We start from the raw sequence: 18,468 nt of genomic DNA, 5'->3' as shown, positions 1-18,468 counted from the left end.
TTACTCTATTTCCTATTCCCTTAAAAAAAATGTTTAACTTATTACAACAATAAAATTAAATGTAATATTCAAAACCATCAAGCAAGTAACATAAAGCTACAATCAAAATATAAGCTGCAAAAAACTGAATACCTAGAAACGAATAGCCTCCTCCGCAAATCAATCATTTCTTATAAGGAGAAAAATCTCGTGATTGCAGTCGTAAGTACCGTCATAACAACTCAAAGAAGCACTCACTAATAAAGCAGAATAAATTATAGTTGTAGACGCTCAATTAGCTACACACATTGGAAAATTCATCGAAAGACTGAGTTTTGAAACAAAAAGCGAATACAAGAATATAGTTTCAATTTCCGGTGTTGGTTTAGTTATTGGATTTACACTATTAAGCAATTTAATGGCATTTGGATTTTTAGTAGGATTCAAAGTTTTAATTGTTCCATAAATTGTCATATTTATCGCTTTCTTGATTGCATTAATAATGAAGCTGAATAATAGTAGTGAAAAATAATTATGAAGTTGTCAAAGAAGACGAAGAAGGATTGTTTTTGAGATACAAATTGAGTTGAGAATAAAGTAACAATAATTACCAGAAGTTGCGACAAGCAAACTTTGACCTTTTTAACTTAATTAAAGTATCCTTAATCTAGAAACTTGTGATTTTTTCACAAATTACTGCATTATTTTTATTTTATAAGCCATGCTCATAGAATTTAGTGTCGGCAATTACAGGTCATTTAAAGAGCCAGTCACTTTTAGTATGGTGGCAGCTAATCTTGTCGCAAAAGATAAGAAACTTGATGAAAACAACGTTTTTGCAGTAGATGACGAATTGGATCTGCTGAAAAGTGCTGCAATATATGGAGCTAATGCAAGCGGTAAAAGCAATCTTGCCAAAGCATTGATTTTTATGAAGTCATTTATGGTTAATTCATCTAGAGAAAAACAAAGCATAGATGAAATAGAAGTAGAACCTTTTGAACTGAGTACAGATACAGAAGATAAACCATCTTATTTTGAACTGGTATTTTTAATGGGTGGTAAAAGATACAGGTATGGCTTTGAGGCAAACAGTGAAAAGATTGTCTCTGAGTGGTTATATTATGTCCCCAAGGTTAGAGAAATCAAACTATTCGAGCGTCAAATGAATAGCTTTAAGATATCTAAGACTTATAAAGCTAAGGTTATTCAAAAAGTAACAAGAGATAATGCACTTTTTTTATCAGTTTCTGCCCAATTTAATGTTGAGCTTGCGAAAAAAATTTTAGAATGGATCACTGATAACTTAAATATTATTTCTGGATTAGATGATAGAGGATACTTCAGTTATACACTTGACTGTTTAATGAATAATGAATACAAGAGCGATATTATTCAATTGATTAAAAAGTTAGATTTAGGTATTAGTGATATTCAAGTTGAGCAAAAAGATTTTACAATTGATGCACTACCAGAACAGTTACCAGATGAGCTTAAAAAACTTATTTTTCAAGATGGTAAACGTAAAGCTATTTCAATTAGCACTTTACATAGACAATTTGATGGAGATGGAAATTCTAAATTAATAAAGAAGTTCAATTTAAGAATGCATGAATCTGAAGGAACACAAAAACTTTTTGCTTTAGCTGGTCATCTTATAAATACACTTGAAAAAGGTGAAATACTTATTATTGATGAACTTGATGCAAGACTTCATCCCTTGATAACTATTGCACTCATTGAACTATTTAATTCTAAAGAAGCAAATCCCAACAATGCTCAACTGATATTCATGACTCACGATACTAATTTACTAAGCAACAAACTATTTCGTCGCGATCAAATTTGGTTTACAGAAAAAAATAGATATGGAGCAACAGATTTATACTCTTTAGCAGAATACAAAATACGCAATGACGCATCTTTTGAAAACGATTATATCAAAGGAAGATATGGTGCAATTCCATATATCGGTGATTTGACTCATCTGGTTGACTCTCATGTCTAAAAAAAAGAAAAATACTCGCGGATATTCGTCTAGAAAAGTTGATACCAGGGAAGTCAGACAGAGATTTTGGATCCTATGTGAAGGAGAAAAAACCGAACCTAATTATTTTAGAAGTTTTCGCGTTCCCAAGAATGTTGTGGAGATAACTATACATGGTTTGGGGGAAAATCCTAGTAAACTTATTGATAGCGCAAAAAAACTAAATGAAAAAGAAGATTACGATCAAATTTGGTGTGTTTTTGACCGCGATGATTGGTCTAAAGAAGATTTTAATAATGCGATTAAGAATGCTGAAAATTGGGAATTAAAAGTAGCTTATTCTAATGAAGCTTTTGAATTGTGGTACGTTCTGCACTTTGAATTTCTCAACAGTGGTATTCCTCGAAGCGATTATATCAAGAAGTTAAAATCATTACTCGGACATAAATATCAGAAAAACAGCGAAACAATTTACGAAGAACTATTTGATAAACAACTTACTGCTATAAAAAATTAGATAAAACTGCTCGAACAATATAATCCTCATAACTCAGTTGATGATAATCCATCTACAACGGTACATTTATTAGTACAAGAACTGAATAGATTTATTCCACTTTAATATCTTACAAATCCCTCAAAGCTTCCCTCGCTTTATCCACAGCTTCCAAAAAATCGTTAAGTGGAAATTTCAACTCCGATAAAAAATCTGGATGCACGTACTGCGAATATATATCTATTTCCATCTCCTCAACACCTTTCTCTTTATTAATTTGTGCAACTTGCTGCCCTTTATATTGAATTTCTACAGTCATCCCCTCATAATTCAAATCGCTAAAATACAGAATTCCAAAACCAGAATCTAATTTAATAGCCATTTCTACCTTTCAATATCTCTCCAATATAAAGGTTCGTAGTAGCGCTTTAGCGCATCTTAGCCGGATGCGCTAAAGCGCTACTACAAACCTATGAATTTATCCTTAGATCAAATAGCCTATCTGCATGGGCTTCGCTAATGTAGCTGTATTCTATAGAAATATTGCACAAAAGAGAATTTACCGACTTCAGAACTATCTGATATTGTTTACTAAGCAATATCGAATGTATAAAAAAAAATAATGCGTAAATTCAAACTTTTACTTTTATCCTTACCCATCTTCCTTTCTATATCTTCCTGCGTTGCCGAACCATCAGCCGAAAATAACAACAGTCGTTTAAATGCAGTCAACAATCGCAAACAGCTAATTTGTGGAGTTAGCGGACAACTACCAGGATTCAGCTTTGTAGATAGTAGCGGTGAATATAGCGGACTTGATGTAGATGTATGTCGCGCGATCGCAGCAGCCTTGTTCGACGATCCAAACGCAGTGGAATTCCGTCAACTCAACGCTAAAGAACGATTTACCGCACTACAAACTGGAGAAGTAGACGTTCTCAGCCGTAACACCACCTGGACGATGAGCCGCGATACTTCCGTAGGTTTGGACTTCGCACCCGTAGTATTTTACGATGGTCAAGGCATGATGGTACGCAAAAATAATAATATCAAATCCTTAGCAGACCTCAAAGGTAAAGCAATCTGCACCCAAACCGGAACCACCAACGAACAGAATTTAGCAGATCAAATGCGAAAACGCGGAATTACCTATAAATCCGTAGTATTTGAAGACGTAAATACAACCTACTCAACCTATCAACAAGGACGTTGCGATGCAGTGACATCCGACAAATCCCAATTAATTTCCCGACGCACCACTTTACCTAAGCCAGAAGACCACATAATTTTAGAAGAAGCCCTATCGCAAGAACCTCTCGCACCAGCAGTAGCAGACGGAAATACAAAATGGGGAGATACTGTAAGGTGGATAGTAAATACAACTATTAAAGCCGAAGAGTTAGGTATTAACTCGCAAAATTTAGAACAGTTAAAAAGTAGTAGTAAAGACCCAGAAACTTTACGATTGCTGGGATTAGAAGGAGATTTAGGTCAAGGAATCGGTTTATCAAAAGATTTCGGAGCCAGAATAATTAAACACGTCGGTAACTACGGTGAAATCTACGATCGCAATCTAGGTCCCAAAACCAAACTTAATTTACCCCGCGACAAGCGCAACCAACCGTGGACAAAAGGCGGCTTAATGTATTCTCCACCATTTCGGTAATCAGTGAGCAGTGAGCAGTGAACAGTTATCAATAAAAAATTAACCACTAACAACTGATATGTCTTTTGTGCGAGATACTCGTTTTTGGAAAATTGCAACGCAGGTTATTGCTGTAATTTTAGCGATAACAATTGTTAGCATTTTATTTGTTAACGTCAGTCGTAATTTACAGCAATTAGGGATTCAATTCGGATTTGATTTTTTGCAACAGGAAGCCTCTTTTGATATTGGTGAAACTCCTATTGCCTATAAACCTACCGACACTTACAGTCGGGCTTTATGGGTTGGTTTAATAAATACCTTGCGAGTTGCTGTAGCTGGGATTATTCTGACTACTATTGTGGGAATTGGTGCGGGAATTGCCAGACTTTCCGATAACTGGTTGGTACGAAATATAGCTTTAATTTATGTAGAAATATTTCGCAATACACCGCTACTTTTACAATTACTATTTTGGTATTCTGCGGTATTTCTGAGTTTCCCGAATGTAAATAATAAAATCTCGCTGGGAGGATTAATTTATCTGAGTCAAGGTGGTTTAGAAATAATCGGAATTAAATTTTCTTCAGAATTTGCCGCTTTATTAATTGGTTTAGTATTTTATACAGGTTCATTCATCGCCGAAATTGTTCGTGGAGGAATTCAATCGGTATCAAAAGGGCAATGGGAAGCAGCGCGATCGTTAGGTTTAAAACCCGGTTTAATCATGCGATTGGTAATATTTCCCCAAGCCTTGCGGGTTATTATTCCACCTTTGACGAGTCAGTATTTAAACTTAGCTAAAAATTCAAGTTTGGCGATCGCCATTGGTTATCCCGATATTTATTTTGTTGCTTCAACCACCTTTAATCAAACTGGGAAAGCAGTAGAAGTAATGTTGTTAATCATGCTTACTTATTTAACCTTTAGTTTAACTATTTCCTTAGTAATGAACTTGTTTAATAGAAGTGTACAGATAAAGGAAAGATAAGAAAAGGCTAATTGGTAATTGGAAGATAATTTTTAACTAATAACTTTTAACTATTCACTGCTCACTGCTCACTGCTCACTGATTATGACTTGGCTTCGTAAGAATTTATTTAGCACTTGGTACAACAGTTTATTAACAATTTTCTGTTTAATAATTATCTTGTTCTTCGGATGGAATCTTCTTAACTGGATATTTACTCAAGCACAATGGGAGGTTGTTGAAGCCAATTTACGGATATTTTTGGTTGGTAGATATCCAGAATCTTTATATTGGCGAGTTTGGATTTCAAGTTTAATTGCTTCTACACTGACTTTTATCGCATTAGGTGTATTTTCAGCAAAACAAAATCTACCAAAAATAACGCTTATAATTACAGCTTTTTTATTTGGTATTTTATTAATAGTTTTACCAGTGGATGTAAACTCTCGTTTATTATTACTAGGGATCGGAATTTCAGGATTTATTAGTTTGTGGCTGGGAAAAAACTTTGCAAAATTCATATCACCATATTTAGCTTTCGCATGGCTATTATCTTTCCCAATTATTCTCTGGTTAATTGGTGGTGGTTTAGGATTGCGATCGGTATCAAGTTCTGATTGGAATGGTTTGCTTTTAACTCTATTAATGGCAGCAATCAGTATTGTACTATCTTTTCCTATAGGAATTTTACTCGCTTTAGGACGCACCAGCGATTTACCAGTAGTAAAGTGGTTTTCTATCCTTTATATTGAAATAATCCGGGGATTACCATTAATTGGAATTTTGTTTTTAGCTCAAGTAATGCTGCCGTTATTTTTACCAATTCGTTTAGATAGAGTATTGCGGGGTGTGGCTGGATTAATATTATTTAGTGCTGCTTATATGGCAGAAAATGTTAGAGGAGGATTGCAATCGGTACCAAGGGGACAAGTTGAAGCCGCCAAAGTTTTAGGATTAAATCCAGCTTTAGTATTATTGTTAATCGTCTTACCGCAAGCCTTACGTGCAGTAATTCCGGCAATTGTTGGTCAATTTATCGGACTTTTCAAAGATACTTCTTTACTATCTTTAGTTGGATTACTCGAATTAACTGGAATTGCCCGATCGATATTAGCTCAACCTGAATTTTTAGGTCGTTATGCAGAAGTTTACTTATTTATAGGTTTAATTTACTGGGTATTTTGTTATTCAATGTCCCTTGCATCTCGTAAGTTAGAAGTTAGTGGTTAGGAGTTAGATCAAATCCGTTCGTATGGGTTTGGAATATATCTTTTTAACGCAGAGGAGCGCAAAGGTTAACGCGGAGGAGCGCAGAGTTTTAATTTCTCTTTGTCTCCCTATCTTCCCCTACTTCCCATTCCCAATTCCCAATTCCCAAATATCATGTCAAATCAACCAATAATCATCGCCGAAGAAGTTCATAAATGGTACGGTAAATTCCACGTTCTCCAAGGTGTTAGCTTAAAAGTAAATCGTGGGGAAGTTGTAGTATTAATGGGGCCATCTGGTTCTGGTAAATCGACTTTTATTCGCACTTTTAATGCTTTGGAAGAATATCAAAAAGGGAAAATTGAAATTGATGGTACTATCCTCAGTCACGATTTGAAAAATATTGAAAGAATTCGTCGTGAAGTGGGAATGGTGTTTCAACAATTTAATTTATTTCCTCACCTCAGCGTCATCAAAAATATAACTTTAGCTCCAACTTGGGTACGTAAATTAGCCAAACCCAAAGCTGAAGAATTAGCAATGCAGTTATTAGAAAGAGTTGGAATTCTCGAACAAGCTCAGAAGTACCCAGGGCAACTTTCAGGTGGACAACAACAACGAGTGGCGATCGCCCGTGCCTTAGCGATGCAGCCAAAAATAATGTTGTTCGACGAACCCACTTCAGCTTTAGATCCGGAAATGGTGCGAGAAGTACTCGATGTGATGCGAAATCTTGCCGCAGAAGGAATGACAATGGTAGTAGTTACTCACGAAGTAGGATTTGCTCGCGAAGTCGCCGATAGAGTTGTTTTGATGGATGGGGGAAATCTCGTAGAAGCAGCTACACCCGAAAACTTTTTCTCTAATCCCCAAGAAGAAAGAACTCGTAAATTTTTATCGCTAATTATTTAAAAAAAATAACTAAAAACATCAACTTATAACACCTTATGATTAGAACATGAGTACCATCTACCAATTAACTCATGACTGACGAAGTAACAAGAGCAGATAATGATTCACCTTGGAAAGAAATATTAGAAGCATATTTTCCCCAAGCGATGCAGTTTATTGTAGCCTGCACTTTCGATTTGGTAGCGTCAAACTTTTGGATTATCAAAACCGTTGGGAAGAATTAGAAGCCAGCGACAATCCATTTGCAACCGTGGTAATGGCACATTTAAAAACACAGCAGACTAATAAAAAACCAGGAGAGCGAAAAACTTGGAAATTTAGCTTGATTCGGCGATTGTACGAACAGGGAATGCAAGAACAAGATATTCGTAACCTTTACCGATTTATCGATTGGGTTATGATTTTACCAAAAGCATTGGAAGCGGAATTTTGGCAAGAATTTAAGGAATTTGAACAGGAGCGAACTATGAGTTATATTACCACTGGCGAGCGCATTGGTTACGAGCGAGGGGAGCAAGAAGGTAGGCGACAAGGTGAGCAAAATCTTGTTTTACGACTACTACGAAGACGTGTAGGAGAGTTACCGCAAGAGGTAATCGGAGAAATTCAAACTCTATCTTTGGAGCAATTAGAATCACTTGGTGAAGCTTTATTAGATTTCACAACGATGGATGATTTGCTTAACTGGCTGCCTTAAGACTGTTTAAAATTAAAACCGGGTTTTTTTAATACTTCGCTAATAGAAACCCGGTTTATTATATATTTGTTTATCAAAATTTAAACTAATTAAAAATTATAAAAAAGTGATAGTCGCAGTCTTATAAGAAAAGCAACTATCAATACATTTACCTTACCAAAAAGCAACTCAATAACTAACGAATAATTTTGGAGTGACTGTTTTGGTATGAATCTAAAATTACATATTTCTACTGATAATGTCATTACTTTCTACCAGTCTTTATCAAAACAAAATAAGGGAAAAATACGGTTGTCGAAAGTAGTTTTTTTGTTAACCTCTTATACAGACTACTTTCTAGCCTAAGCAAACAGCTATAAATTAAATTAACTCTTATTAAAGATAAATACTTTTAGCATAAAGGTTCTACGTGCTGGCTTAAGCCCTTTGATATTGCCGAACTAAGTAACAATTGTTAACCTCTACATTAGTTACATCAGCGAGGTAAAAAATAATCTAGAATATGCACTCATCAAAATTATCGAAAAACGAGAGGTTGATACAAAGACGAAGATTGCGCCAACTAATATTAGTAATTATACTTAGCTTTTGTATAACTCTTGCTTCTCTACAACAACTGTTAGCTAACCAACCAAGTAATTATGCAATTCATTCCCAACAAAGCTTTAACCAGCCAGATTATTATCCTTTAACTCAAACCGTTAATCCAAAATTTTATCAACCAATCGGTAATTGGGTAGGAAGATTAATTTTACCCAAAAAACAAGAAATCAATATTAATTCCAATAATTCCGACTGGGTATGGTTTGAAGTTCAATACGCACCACCCAAAGCCGAAAATCTGATCGGAAAAATAGTCCGCTTAGAATGGCGAAATCAACCAGAGTTAAAATCCTACGTCAAAGCAGTCACAACAGACATTAACTTTACACCTGCAACTTTAGCAAGTCAAAAACAAGGAAACATTCATCCCGATCGCCTAAATAATCTTTCTCAAGTTACACCGTTGCGATCGCTTGCGGGTGCCAGACCAAATGATGATGTAATTGTTACTTTAGATGATGCAGAAATTATAGAAGTTAGTAACCAAGAAATTTTACAAATTAACGAAGAACCTGTTTTAGCCACCGGACGCTTTTACGCTTTAGTAGACATTGAATCAAACGACAAAGAATTGTTCCAAGTTCGCCACTACAATCAAGATAGCGGTGATTTTATCAACGGCGAACAAGAAACGATTTACATTCCCCAACAAGTTGCAGATACGCGAAATATTCCTCCATCAACAACAAATAAGTTAGCAGAATCAACTGTAACTCAAGGATGGTATATTTACGGTGCTAATAATAATCAAGGTATATTTACTGTCCAAGCATTAGCGCCGCGCTCTTTATTCCAACTGCAACCCGATACAATAATTTCAAACCCAGAAACCGCACAAAATTATCTAAAAAAATATTGGCAAATTACCCCTGAAGATAAAGGCAAACTGACAAAAGTTTTAATCGATCCCACTTCAACCGAATCTGAATATCCAGTTACCAAATGGCGAGAAGGCGATAAAGCTATAGTATTAAACGTTTTCGGCGGCATCGGTGGTGAAAAAGCCGAATCCTTGGGAGTACCAAAAACCATTACCGGACATTTTGCATTTGGTATAGCTGAAGTAATCCGCAGCCCCTTTACCAAAGAATTAGAATTTGAGATCAAATATCACCAAGTTTACGCTCATAACTCCGATGGAATCATTTCGGGAACGCATACTTGGGCAGACTACATGGGTAACTTGCACCTCGGATGGCTCTTTACTCGTCCAGTTACGGATATTTTAGTGAAATTTGCACCAGTTACTCAAGATTATAATTTTGATAACATCACCATTTCACCATTGACCGAATTTGAACGTCAATTAAACATAATGATGGCACGCTATCGGGTAGGAGACGGTACCGGAAATGCCACCGTCACACCAGCAACTTCCTGCATTCAAGATTCCTCTCAAGCACTTTACGCCGCGATCGCAATTATCAAACAAAAAATCAAATCAAATCCAAAAATTCAAAATTGGCTGCAAACACATCCCAACCATCCCCAAACTTTACGCTTCCAACAACTCAGTAATTTAAGTAAACAATTAGAACAACAACTGCTACCTTTAAGAATAGTACGTTCCGATTGGCAAAGCAGCGTAGATACTTTAGCAGGAATCGGCGACAAAGAAACTTTTACAGACTTTAGTATATGGGCTGCATTAACAAGCTGGCGAACAATGATGCCCAGACAAGCACAGGATGAGCTAGCCACTTTATTCTGGAAACAAAAAGCAAAACTATGGTTTCTACAAACTTATCAAGTGGGAGGATGGAACCCAGAAATTGCACCTTTAGCACCCACACCCCTACTCGGAGAAATAAAACTTCCTTTTATCAACGTGCCGATAATTTCAATTTTACTTAATCGCATCCTAGCTTCCGCATTCATTCCAACCTTCCACGATTGCTCGATCGCAGCTTTGGCAATTTTAACCTTTAGTGCAATAGCCTTACCGTTAGGCTTCTCCACCGGATTTTTGCAGTTACAAATATGGTCGGCTAAACCTATAGAATACTTCTTATTAGCATTACGCTGTATTATTACACCCGCGATTACAGAAGAATTATTTTTCCGAGTTTTATTTCTTCCCCATCCTACCGAAGCAGCTAACTGGCAAACATGGAGTCTGTGGGCAGCATTAAGTTTACTCATATTCGTTCTTTACCACCCACTAAACGCCAAAACGCTATATAAAGATGGATACCCCACCTTTTTTCAACCAATTTTCCTTACCTTAGCAACCCTCCTCGGAATCACCTGCACCACAACCTACGCTCTAACAGGCTCTCTATGGATAATCATCTTCATCCATTGGCTTGTAGTAGTACTTTGGCTCCTAGTCTTTGGAGGAATGCAGAAACTGAGCAAAGAGTTAGGAGTAAAGAGTTAGGAGTAAAGAGTTAGGAGTTATTAGTTTTTACTGGAAACTGATTTGTATTCCTAAATCAAAAAATCATATCCAATTACACTTCTTCTTCAAACCTATACATAATTATTAAAAAATTATTAATAACATTAAATTTTGTAAAATACATGACAATTAGGGAAATAGGTAATAGACTAAAATCGTAGTAGAAAAGTAGATGTATTGGAGTGTAATCTAGCTATAGTCAGGGTAAAGAAAAAAATTATCTGGAAGAAATTCCATCTTAAGGTACTACACTCGGAAAGAGTCTTCGTTGTACGTTAAGTTAAGAGAAGATATTTATAAACTTACGTCATGAATTAAGTCAGAAATCGGGAACTTTATCGAATCTTTGTATTTCTGTAGTAACTAGAACAGTTTTTAGCTGTATGGTGAAGTTAAATAATAAATAGCGAAAGCATTAACAACGAGAAACTATCTCAGCGTTTTTGTCAATTTATAGTCGGATTATTAGGAACAATCTGAGGGGAAACTAACAATAGTTATGTTAGAAGCAATCAAAACTTTTACAGAATTAAGCAACCAGTCAAAAAGTCAAAACCAATTAATCAAGCCCAAGTTTGACTTTTTACAGCCTTTACGTAAATGGCTAGATTCTCTAGAAATTCACAATCGTAAATTTGCACATTTTATTGCAAAACTGATTCCAGCCGATTGTCCGTTTGAACGAGATATAGTGCTACTAGGACGTAAACTGGCTCATATTCCACCCTTATGCAAAATAAACCCGCTTTACGAACAGTTTGTGAGTTTGCGTTTTAAGGCTTTATGTTATTTAGTAGACCAGTGCGGTGAAGATATTCAATCTTACTGCTAAAAGCTACTTTAAATAAAGTTGAATAACGGTACGAAAGATTAGTAATAGAAATTGAGCGTCAACCTTTTTAACAGCGTCTTAATTAATTAGATGTTCTTAAATAGGAGATTTAGCAAATACTAGCATCAAAATTTCCTTTGGGTTATGACGCTCAAGTAATTTGAGATAATAGTTAGTGATTGGTAGCTATAAATTAAGATTTTATTAAATACTCTTCATATATTCGCAGCTTGGTGTATTAGCTGTATTTAGTTTCTAGAAAGATTTATCAAACATATTTACACATATAAATATTTAAAATATCAGATTTAACTAGTTTAGATATAAGGTAAAAATTTTGAAAACTAGTATAGTCTCAAAGTAATCTAAAGTTGCAAGTTGAGCAGTCAAAATTTTATAAAATTGAATATAAATTAAAGAAGAAAACTAGATTTTTGTATTCACACCCTTCAATCGCAATCTCATTAACATAGATAGTGTTCCCATAACACACAAAAATCATCAAAAAATGTTACTGCATTTAAGCACCTGGCAAGAAGTTGAAATTTATCTACAGCAATCTCAGGGTATTATTTTCCCTATAGGCTCCACCGAACAACATGGCCCTACAGGATTAATTGGTACCGATGCAATATGTGCGGAATCTTTAGCTCATGGTGTCGGCGAATCAACCCAAGCCATAGTAGCACCAACAATAAATATAGGAATGGCACTGCATCACACCGCATTTCCTGGCACGATTAGCTTGCGCCCCAGTACGATGATTCAAGTTATCAAAGAATATATAACTTGTTTAGCAAAAGCTGGATTTACTAAGTTTTACTTTATCAACGGACACGGTGGGAATATGGCAACTCTCAAAGCCGCTTTTTCCGAAACATATTTTGATTTAGCCGATTTAAACATTCCCAACGCTGACAAAGTAAAGTGCAAAGTCGGCAACTGGTTTATGTGCAGCACCGTATACAAATTAGCTAAGGAATTATACGGCGATGAAGAAGGTTCTCACGCCACCCCTTCCGAAGTTGCCTTAACCCAATATGTATATCCAGACTCGATAAAACTTGCCGAGCTATCACCAGAAGTAGCAAAAGGGCACAGAATTTACAGTGCTGCCGACTTTCGCAAAAATTACCCCGACGGCAGAATGGGTTCAAATCCCGCACTAGCAACACCCGAACACGGCAAGCAATTTTACGATGCAGCAGTCAAAGAGTTGAGTAACGATTATCTCAAGTTTTTGAGTGAATGAGTGAGTTGAGCATGGGGCATTGGGCATGGGGAATTGGAAATTATTTCCCCTTGTCCCCTTGTCTCCTTGTCTCCCCATCCCCCCATCCTCATCTACCGTCGCGCAATATCCCCCTCACGTGCTGCACGCTGTACGGCACCAGCAACTACGCTTGATACTCGTTCGTCAAACACTGAGGGTATGATGTTCTCTTTACTCAAATCTGACGGTTTAATTAAAGAGGCGATCGCACTGGCTGCTTCGAGGTACATTGTGGTGGTAATCGTGGCTGCGCGACAATCTAAGGCACCGCGAAATACTCCGGGGAAAGCTAACACGTTATTAATTTGATTTGGATAGTCGCTGCGCCCGGTAGCGATAACGGCAACGTCATCTCTAACTAATTCTGGCTGCACTTCTGGTACTGGATTCGCCATTGCAAATACAATTGCATCCTTTGCCATTGTCTTCACCATTTCCGGCGTTAATACTCCCGGTGCGCTGACACCGATAAATACATCCGCATTTTTTACCGCGTCGGCTAACTTTCCAGATGTCTTGACGGCGAATTCGCGCTTTTCTTGATTTAGGTTATTCCGACTCGTAGAAATAATTCCTTTAGAATCGCACATCCAAATTTCCTTAGCTTTGGCTTTGCGAAGTAACTTGGCGATCGCTACTCCAGCGGCTCCGGCACCGTTGATAACAATGCGAATTTCTTCCATCGGCTTGTTTACCAATTTTAAAGCATTGAATAACGCAGCCAAAGTCACGATAGCGGTACCATGTTGATCGTCGTGAAACACCGGAATATCCAATTCTTCCCTTAATCTGGCTTCAATTTCAAAACAACGAGGTGCGGCAATATCTTCTAAATTTACGCCTCCAAATACCGGAGCAATATTTTTCACCACATTAACAATTTCATCTGTATCCTGTGTTGCAAGGCAGATGGGGAAAGCATCGATACCGGCAAACTCTTTAAATAGCATTGCTTTCCCTTCCATGACTGGTAAAGCAGCTTCTGGACCAAGATTTCCCAACCCCAAAATTGCACTACCATCGGTAACAATAGCAACAGTATTTTGTTTAATAGTTAAATTGTAAACTTCCTCTGGGTTTTGAGCGATCGCGCTGCAAATGCGTCCTACACCGGGAGTGTAAGCCATTGCTAAATCGGATATACTTTTAAGTTGAATTCTGCTAGCAATACTAATTTTACCACCGCGATGTAAATTAAACGTGCGGTCGTAGACATCTATAACCTTGATAACTGGCAAAGATTTAACCGCTTGGATAATATTGTCAGCGTGTTCCGTACTCGCAGCATCAACAGTAATATCGCGAATCGAAACCTGTCTGCTTTGCTCAATCAAATCAATTTGGCCGAGATTGCCGCCAGTTGATGCGATCGCATTGGTTACGCTAGCGAACATCCCTATTTTATTGGGGATTTCCAAACGTAGAGTCAAACTAAAACTAGAATTGGGTGTAAGGTCTGGCATTGTAAGTAGGTAGATGACGAAATATTAGCTGATTAAATTAAGGTTAAAGGATTTTGGATTTTAGATTTTAGATTTTAACTAAGGAATTAGACGCTCCCACTACTTATCCAGAAGATTATCTTTAATTTAACCCAGATGTAGTATGTTACCGCAGCGTATCCGGTCTCACCAACAGCCAAATCCAATGGGAAGTTGTGAGCGGTTGCGCTAATACTACTGAATTAAATTTTTCAATCGAATAGTCTATAACAATATAATTATTTAAGGTTCTTCCGCACAAAGGGATGCTAACTAAATAGTCGTACAAAGGCAGAAGGAAAAACATAACTGTATTAGTTAACAATGCGATAAAGATGCTTTAAAGTGATTGCAGAACAAGTGTTTCAGCTATTTTTACTGAATATTTAGCATAGTATGTAATGAAGAGCTTTCTTTAATTTTATCAAACTGGAAAGCTTTCTAATCTAAATCTATTTTGTAAATTAGTTTGCAAATGAGTTTGTAAATAAATATAATAAGCAAGCTCTTATTCATTTTTGCCTCTAAACATGGATGATTTCGATCAAAAAACTAAATCCTAAAGATATCCAGCAGTTTTTTTTATGGCGAGATGCAGATTTTTACGTTCACAATGTGCTGCGTCGGGAAATAATAGAGCATGAAGAAGATAAGCGCGTTATCTTCATTGCTTTAATTAATCTCAATATTGTAGGAACAGCACAATTTGTTGCCAAACATTATGATATTGAATTAGCGGATGGAATCTCCACCGCTTACTTACAATCGCTTTTAGTTGATACAAATTACAGAAGACAAGGTATCGGTTGTCAGCTAATAAAAACAGTAGAATTTGAAGCAGTACAGCGCAATTTTCAACGTTTAACTATTATGGTTGAATCAGATAATTCGCCAGCATTGAATCTTTATCATAAAATGGGTTTTACTTTTTTTAAAAACTCTAAGAATAGATGGCGAGGAATGGAATATTGCGTCAATTGTTTGGAGAAAAGTTTGGTTTAATAAATGTGATTTCTATATTTTATTTCACCTTGAGTATGGGAGTTAAATTTTCTGGAATTCCAGCCATTGCAATACTGTTACATCCGAGTTTATAAGCAAAATCAATTGACTCACCAGCAGCTAAAGCACTATAAAAGCCTACTGCAAATTCAATCGCTGCTTTATCTCCAATAGCTTTATTCATCCCGATTACATAAGGAATATGTTGCGAAATAGCAGTTGCTTGCACTTCCGAATAACAAGCATTCATAATCACGCATTCTATGGGATTCTTTTGATTTCTTTGACTGAATAACTCGAATAATTTCGCTAATGCTGCTGTGGAAACATACTGTACACTTCCAGTTTCATCTTCCAGCGCTAAACCATCATCACCACCACCATGACCGCAAAAATGCACAATTTGTGGATTAAAATATAACAAAGCTTGGCTCACATCTCGAACTCGCACAGCCCAACGTACCTGTAAATTAAATTGTAAATTAAACTGTTCTCGTTTTCTGGCTCTTTGCAAACCAGCATCAATTTCTCGCACTTCTTCATCTAAACGTAAACGTGAAGTAGTTTTAGGATTAGCAGCTAATACTAAAATTGTTTTAACATCAGCATTATTAGTTTCTATTTTTTGTTCGGCAGTATTGTTCGTAGAATAATCGTTAAAAGTACCGCCAGTTTGAGTTCCTTCTGCAAATCCACCACCGAATTTTGCATTGCTTAAATTGTATTTTGATTCTGACATGATTTTGTTATTTTAATTTACATGGGAATAATAATTTATTTTCTGATATTTTGCATCATGATCTATTAGCATTCACAAACGCCTTGAAATAAATTTCAAGGCTCATAAACCAAGTACGTTAAAACGTACTGTGCAGCTTGTCCGTAGGATATAAAGCTTACCCAGTCTGATTTATCAGACTTTGTATATTAGCCTGGAAATTTATTCCAAGGCGGTTTAGTTCAAGATGCATATCTAAGTTAATTCCTTACCACATTCAGAACAAAACTTAAAATGATCGGGATTTTTATAACTACATTTCCGACAAACAATACTAACTAAAGTTGGCTGCTGAGAGTCTATATTATTGGTGGAATAATCGCCTAAATTCCCACTTGATTGAGTTCCTCCCGTACCAGCAAAACCACCACCAAACTTAGATTGTTCTAAATTGTAAGTAGTTTGCGAACGACCTAATGCAGTTCCGACCATATTTTCTAAACTACTAATCTGCCTTTGTAGCCCTTCAATTTCTTTATTTTTTACCGATATTTCGTTTAAATAATGTTGCATTTGCTCTGCTGGAGACAAAGTTTTAAGATGATTATAACTCTCAAAATATTGCTGACTTAATTCAGATTTATTCGTTGACGGAGCGGCTTTAGCACGAAGTAAAAATTTATCTTCTCCCCGTTTTTCCATCGCTACGATTTCTAAATCGGCATCGGGGTGCTTTTCTGCTAATTCTTTAAAAGCAATCGCTATTGCTCTGGGGTCAACTCCTTGATTATGATAAAGATCGAGAGTGTCAACTATTGGTTTGATAAAATCCCCAAATTCTCCATCCCCAAATACTTCTTCCCTGTTGTCGGGTTTGCGTAAGGGTTCGGGGTTATCTTTGGTGGGGAGTCGCATATAAACACACTCGCAGCGCACTCCATTAAAATTTGTGTGAGTGGTAATATTCCAATCTTCAATATAAGCCCCGGTAAGTACAGCACCAGTAAAATTAGTTGCATCTAACTGGGTTTGGACTAACTTGGCTCTGGATAAATCGCTATCCTGTAAATTAGCCGTACTTAAATCAGCAGCAATAAAACTACTATCGACTAAATCTGCTCCTTGCAGGTTAATTCCCCGCAAATCTTGACGGTCAAAATTTTTATTTCGTCCATTCCCCGTAGCTAGTAGCTGAAGCAGTTGGAAACTTTTCAAGTAGGTATTACCGGGACGTACAAAGTCAAGTTTTTTAACTTTTCGGAAACAAGTACGCGTTAGAGTAGCGTTTCTCAGATCGGTATTTTTCAGATTCGCAAGGGTAAAATTTGCATCAGTTAAATCGGCATTGCGAAAGCTAGTACCGCCAAACGCCGCAAAAGCAACAGCAAAATTACGGATGATAGCGTGCTTTTTATCTCCTTTGATAGCTCGCCAACCAATATAAGAACTTGCGACAGCTCCGGCGAAGGCTCCGGCGAAGGCTACGGCTACGGCTACGGCTACGTCTCCGGCTACGGCGAAGGCGAAGGCTATGAAGGCTCCGGCTACGGCTACGGCGAAGGCTACGGCGAAGGCTACGGCGAAGGCTACGGCGAAGGCTACGGCTACGGCGAAGGCTACGGCGAAGGCTACGGCGAAGGCTCCTAAAGCAGCTTGTATTCCTTTGCGAACCATAACAAAAAAGCAGATAATTGATACAACGATTGAAACCCAGCCTGCTACTTGATTTTCAAAACTTGAGCTATCAAAGATGAATGATATCAAGTAACCATTAACGGCGAAGAAAAATCCCGATATCCCTGCAACCAACCAGGAAACAAAAATCAGAAAAATCGCATGACGCTTTTGCAACCCAGCTTTAACCCGGCTAAAGTTGGCACTCGTTAAAATTGCACCAGTAAAATTTGCGCCGCGAATATCTGCATCGCTAAAATCAGCGTTTGTCAGGTTTTGTCCTTTAAATGACTTTCCTCGCAGGTTTTGACCTGAGTAATCCACAGGCATAATTCTAAATGTTTTATTACAAGTGTATATGGGTGTGGGTTGAATCAACTTATGTAGTTGGGGTAGTCGATTTACGTCTAAATTACGTTAACTAATTTTGGCTAAGTCCTATTTTAATTAAACAACGCCAAAAAAAAACGCCCCCCGATCGCTCGGAAGGCGTTTTCTATGAGAAGTAAAATTTTACGTCTCTACAATATTAAATTTTAACCGTTGATTGCGGGAGCGCTGATTGCAACAGGAGCGGATTCGCCAGCAG

General features: G+C 37.0%; 15 protein-coding genes and 1 pseudogene. 12 read left to right on the top strand and 4 right to left on the bottom strand.

Going from position 1 to position 18,468, the window contains the following annotated elements:
- Positions 1-760: 760 nt before the first annotated feature.
- Both ACM03V_RS27580 and ACM03V_RS27575 read left to right on the top strand, forming a co-directional pair.
- The gene (locus ACM03V_RS27580) at positions 761-1,987 is read left to right on the top strand and encodes an AAA family ATPase (RefSeq protein ID WP_414624004.1); all 1,227 of its coding nucleotides are present in this window, start codon (positions 761-763) and stop codon (positions 1,985-1,987) included.
- On the top strand, positions 1,980-2,483 hold the full coding sequence (locus ACM03V_RS27575) for an RloB family protein (RefSeq protein ID WP_414624003.1): 504 nt from the start codon (positions 1,980-1,982) through the stop codon (positions 2,481-2,483). Before ACM03V_RS27580 ends, ACM03V_RS27575 begins: the two co-directional genes overlap by 8 nt.
- Before the next feature lie 109 nt (positions 2,484-2,592).
- Here the strand turns inward: ACM03V_RS27575 and ACM03V_RS27570 are convergent, their stop codons facing one another.
- Positions 2,593-2,844: a hypothetical protein gene (locus ACM03V_RS27570; protein ID WP_414624002.1), complete on the bottom strand. Its 252-nt coding sequence runs from the start codon at positions 2,842-2,844 to the stop codon at positions 2,593-2,595.
- A 240-nt stretch (positions 2,845-3,084) separates the two neighbouring features.
- On the opposite strand from ACM03V_RS27570, the gene ACM03V_RS27565 reads away from it, so the two are divergent.
- The 9 genes and pseudogenes from ACM03V_RS27565 (at position 3,085) to ACM03V_RS27525 (ending at position 12,983) form a co-directional block, all read left to right on the top strand.
- On the top strand, positions 3,085-4,128 hold the full coding sequence (locus tag ACM03V_RS27565) for an amino acid ABC transporter substrate-binding protein (protein WP_414624001.1): 1,044 nt from the start codon (positions 3,085-3,087) through the stop codon (positions 4,126-4,128).
- Positions 4,129-4,186: 58 nt separating this feature from the next.
- Positions 4,187-5,098: an amino acid ABC transporter permease gene (locus ACM03V_RS27560; RefSeq protein ID WP_414624000.1), complete on the top strand. Its 912-nt coding sequence runs from the start codon at positions 4,187-4,189 to the stop codon at positions 5,096-5,098.
- An 84-nt stretch (positions 5,099-5,182) separates the two neighbouring features.
- A complete protein-coding gene (locus ACM03V_RS27555; protein ID WP_414623999.1) occupies positions 5,183-6,307 on the top strand; it encodes an amino acid ABC transporter permease in 1,125 nt (374 codons plus the stop codon).
- Between the two features lie 153 nt (positions 6,308-6,460).
- Positions 6,461-7,198, top strand: a complete 738-nt coding sequence (locus ACM03V_RS27550; protein WP_414623998.1) for an amino acid ABC transporter ATP-binding protein — start codon at positions 6,461-6,463, stop codon at positions 7,196-7,198.
- Positions 7,199-7,269: 71 nt separating this feature from the next.
- On the top strand, positions 7,270-7,422 hold the full coding sequence (locus tag ACM03V_RS27545) for a hypothetical protein (protein ID WP_414624043.1): 153 nt from the start codon (positions 7,270-7,272) through the stop codon (positions 7,420-7,422).
- Positions 7,362-7,895 (top strand): annotated as a pseudogene (locus ACM03V_RS27540) (DUF4351 domain-containing protein); the annotation flags it as partial. The gene ACM03V_RS27545 and the pseudogene ACM03V_RS27540, both read left to right, overlap by 61 nt.
- A gap of 502 nt (positions 7,896-8,397) precedes the next feature.
- The gene (locus tag ACM03V_RS27535; RefSeq protein ID WP_414623997.1) at positions 8,398-10,878 is read left to right on the top strand and encodes a type II CAAX prenyl endopeptidase Rce1 family protein; all 2,481 of its coding nucleotides are present in this window, start codon (positions 8,398-8,400) and stop codon (positions 10,876-10,878) included.
- 520 nt (positions 10,879-11,398) lie between these two features.
- Positions 11,399-11,731, top strand: a complete 333-nt coding sequence (locus tag ACM03V_RS27530) for a Mo-dependent nitrogenase C-terminal domain-containing protein (protein WP_414623996.1) — start codon at positions 11,399-11,401, stop codon at positions 11,729-11,731.
- 508 nt (positions 11,732-12,239) lie between these two features.
- Complete coding sequence (locus tag ACM03V_RS27525; RefSeq protein WP_414623995.1) at positions 12,240-12,983, top strand: creatininase family protein; 744 nt, start codon at positions 12,240-12,242, stop codon at positions 12,981-12,983.
- A 92-nt stretch (positions 12,984-13,075) separates the two neighbouring features.
- Here the strand turns inward: ACM03V_RS27525 and ACM03V_RS27520 are convergent, their stop codons facing one another.
- A complete protein-coding gene (locus tag ACM03V_RS27520; RefSeq protein WP_414623994.1) occupies positions 13,076-14,467 on the bottom strand; it encodes a malic enzyme-like NAD(P)-binding protein in 1,392 nt (463 codons plus the stop codon).
- Between the two features lie 552 nt (positions 14,468-15,019).
- Between ACM03V_RS27520 and ACM03V_RS27515 the strand changes: the two genes are divergently transcribed.
- A complete protein-coding gene (locus ACM03V_RS27515; protein WP_414623993.1) occupies positions 15,020-15,487 on the top strand; it encodes a GNAT family N-acetyltransferase in 468 nt (155 codons plus the stop codon).
- A gap of 19 nt (positions 15,488-15,506) precedes the next feature.
- Here the strand turns inward: ACM03V_RS27515 and ACM03V_RS27510 are convergent, their stop codons facing one another.
- Together ACM03V_RS27510 and ACM03V_RS27505 are read right to left on the bottom strand one after the other, a co-directional pair.
- Entirely contained in the window at positions 15,507-16,226 is a 720-nt protein-coding gene (locus tag ACM03V_RS27510; protein WP_414623992.1) for a CHAT domain-containing protein, read from the bottom strand.
- A 234-nt stretch (positions 16,227-16,460) separates the two neighbouring features.
- The gene (locus ACM03V_RS27505) at positions 16,461-18,209 is read right to left on the bottom strand and encodes a pentapeptide repeat-containing protein (RefSeq protein WP_414623991.1); all 1,749 of its coding nucleotides are present in this window, start codon (positions 18,207-18,209) and stop codon (positions 16,461-16,463) included.
- Positions 18,210-18,468 lie beyond the last annotated feature (259 nt).

Origin of the sequence: Calothrix sp. CCY 0018 (genome assembly GCF_963920925.1) — a bacterium.
GTDB lineage: Bacteria > Cyanobacteriota > Cyanobacteriia > Cyanobacteriales > Nostocaceae > Rivularia.
Note: the sequence above shows the minus strand (reverse complement) of the source record. Positions and strands in the feature narration are given on the sequence as shown.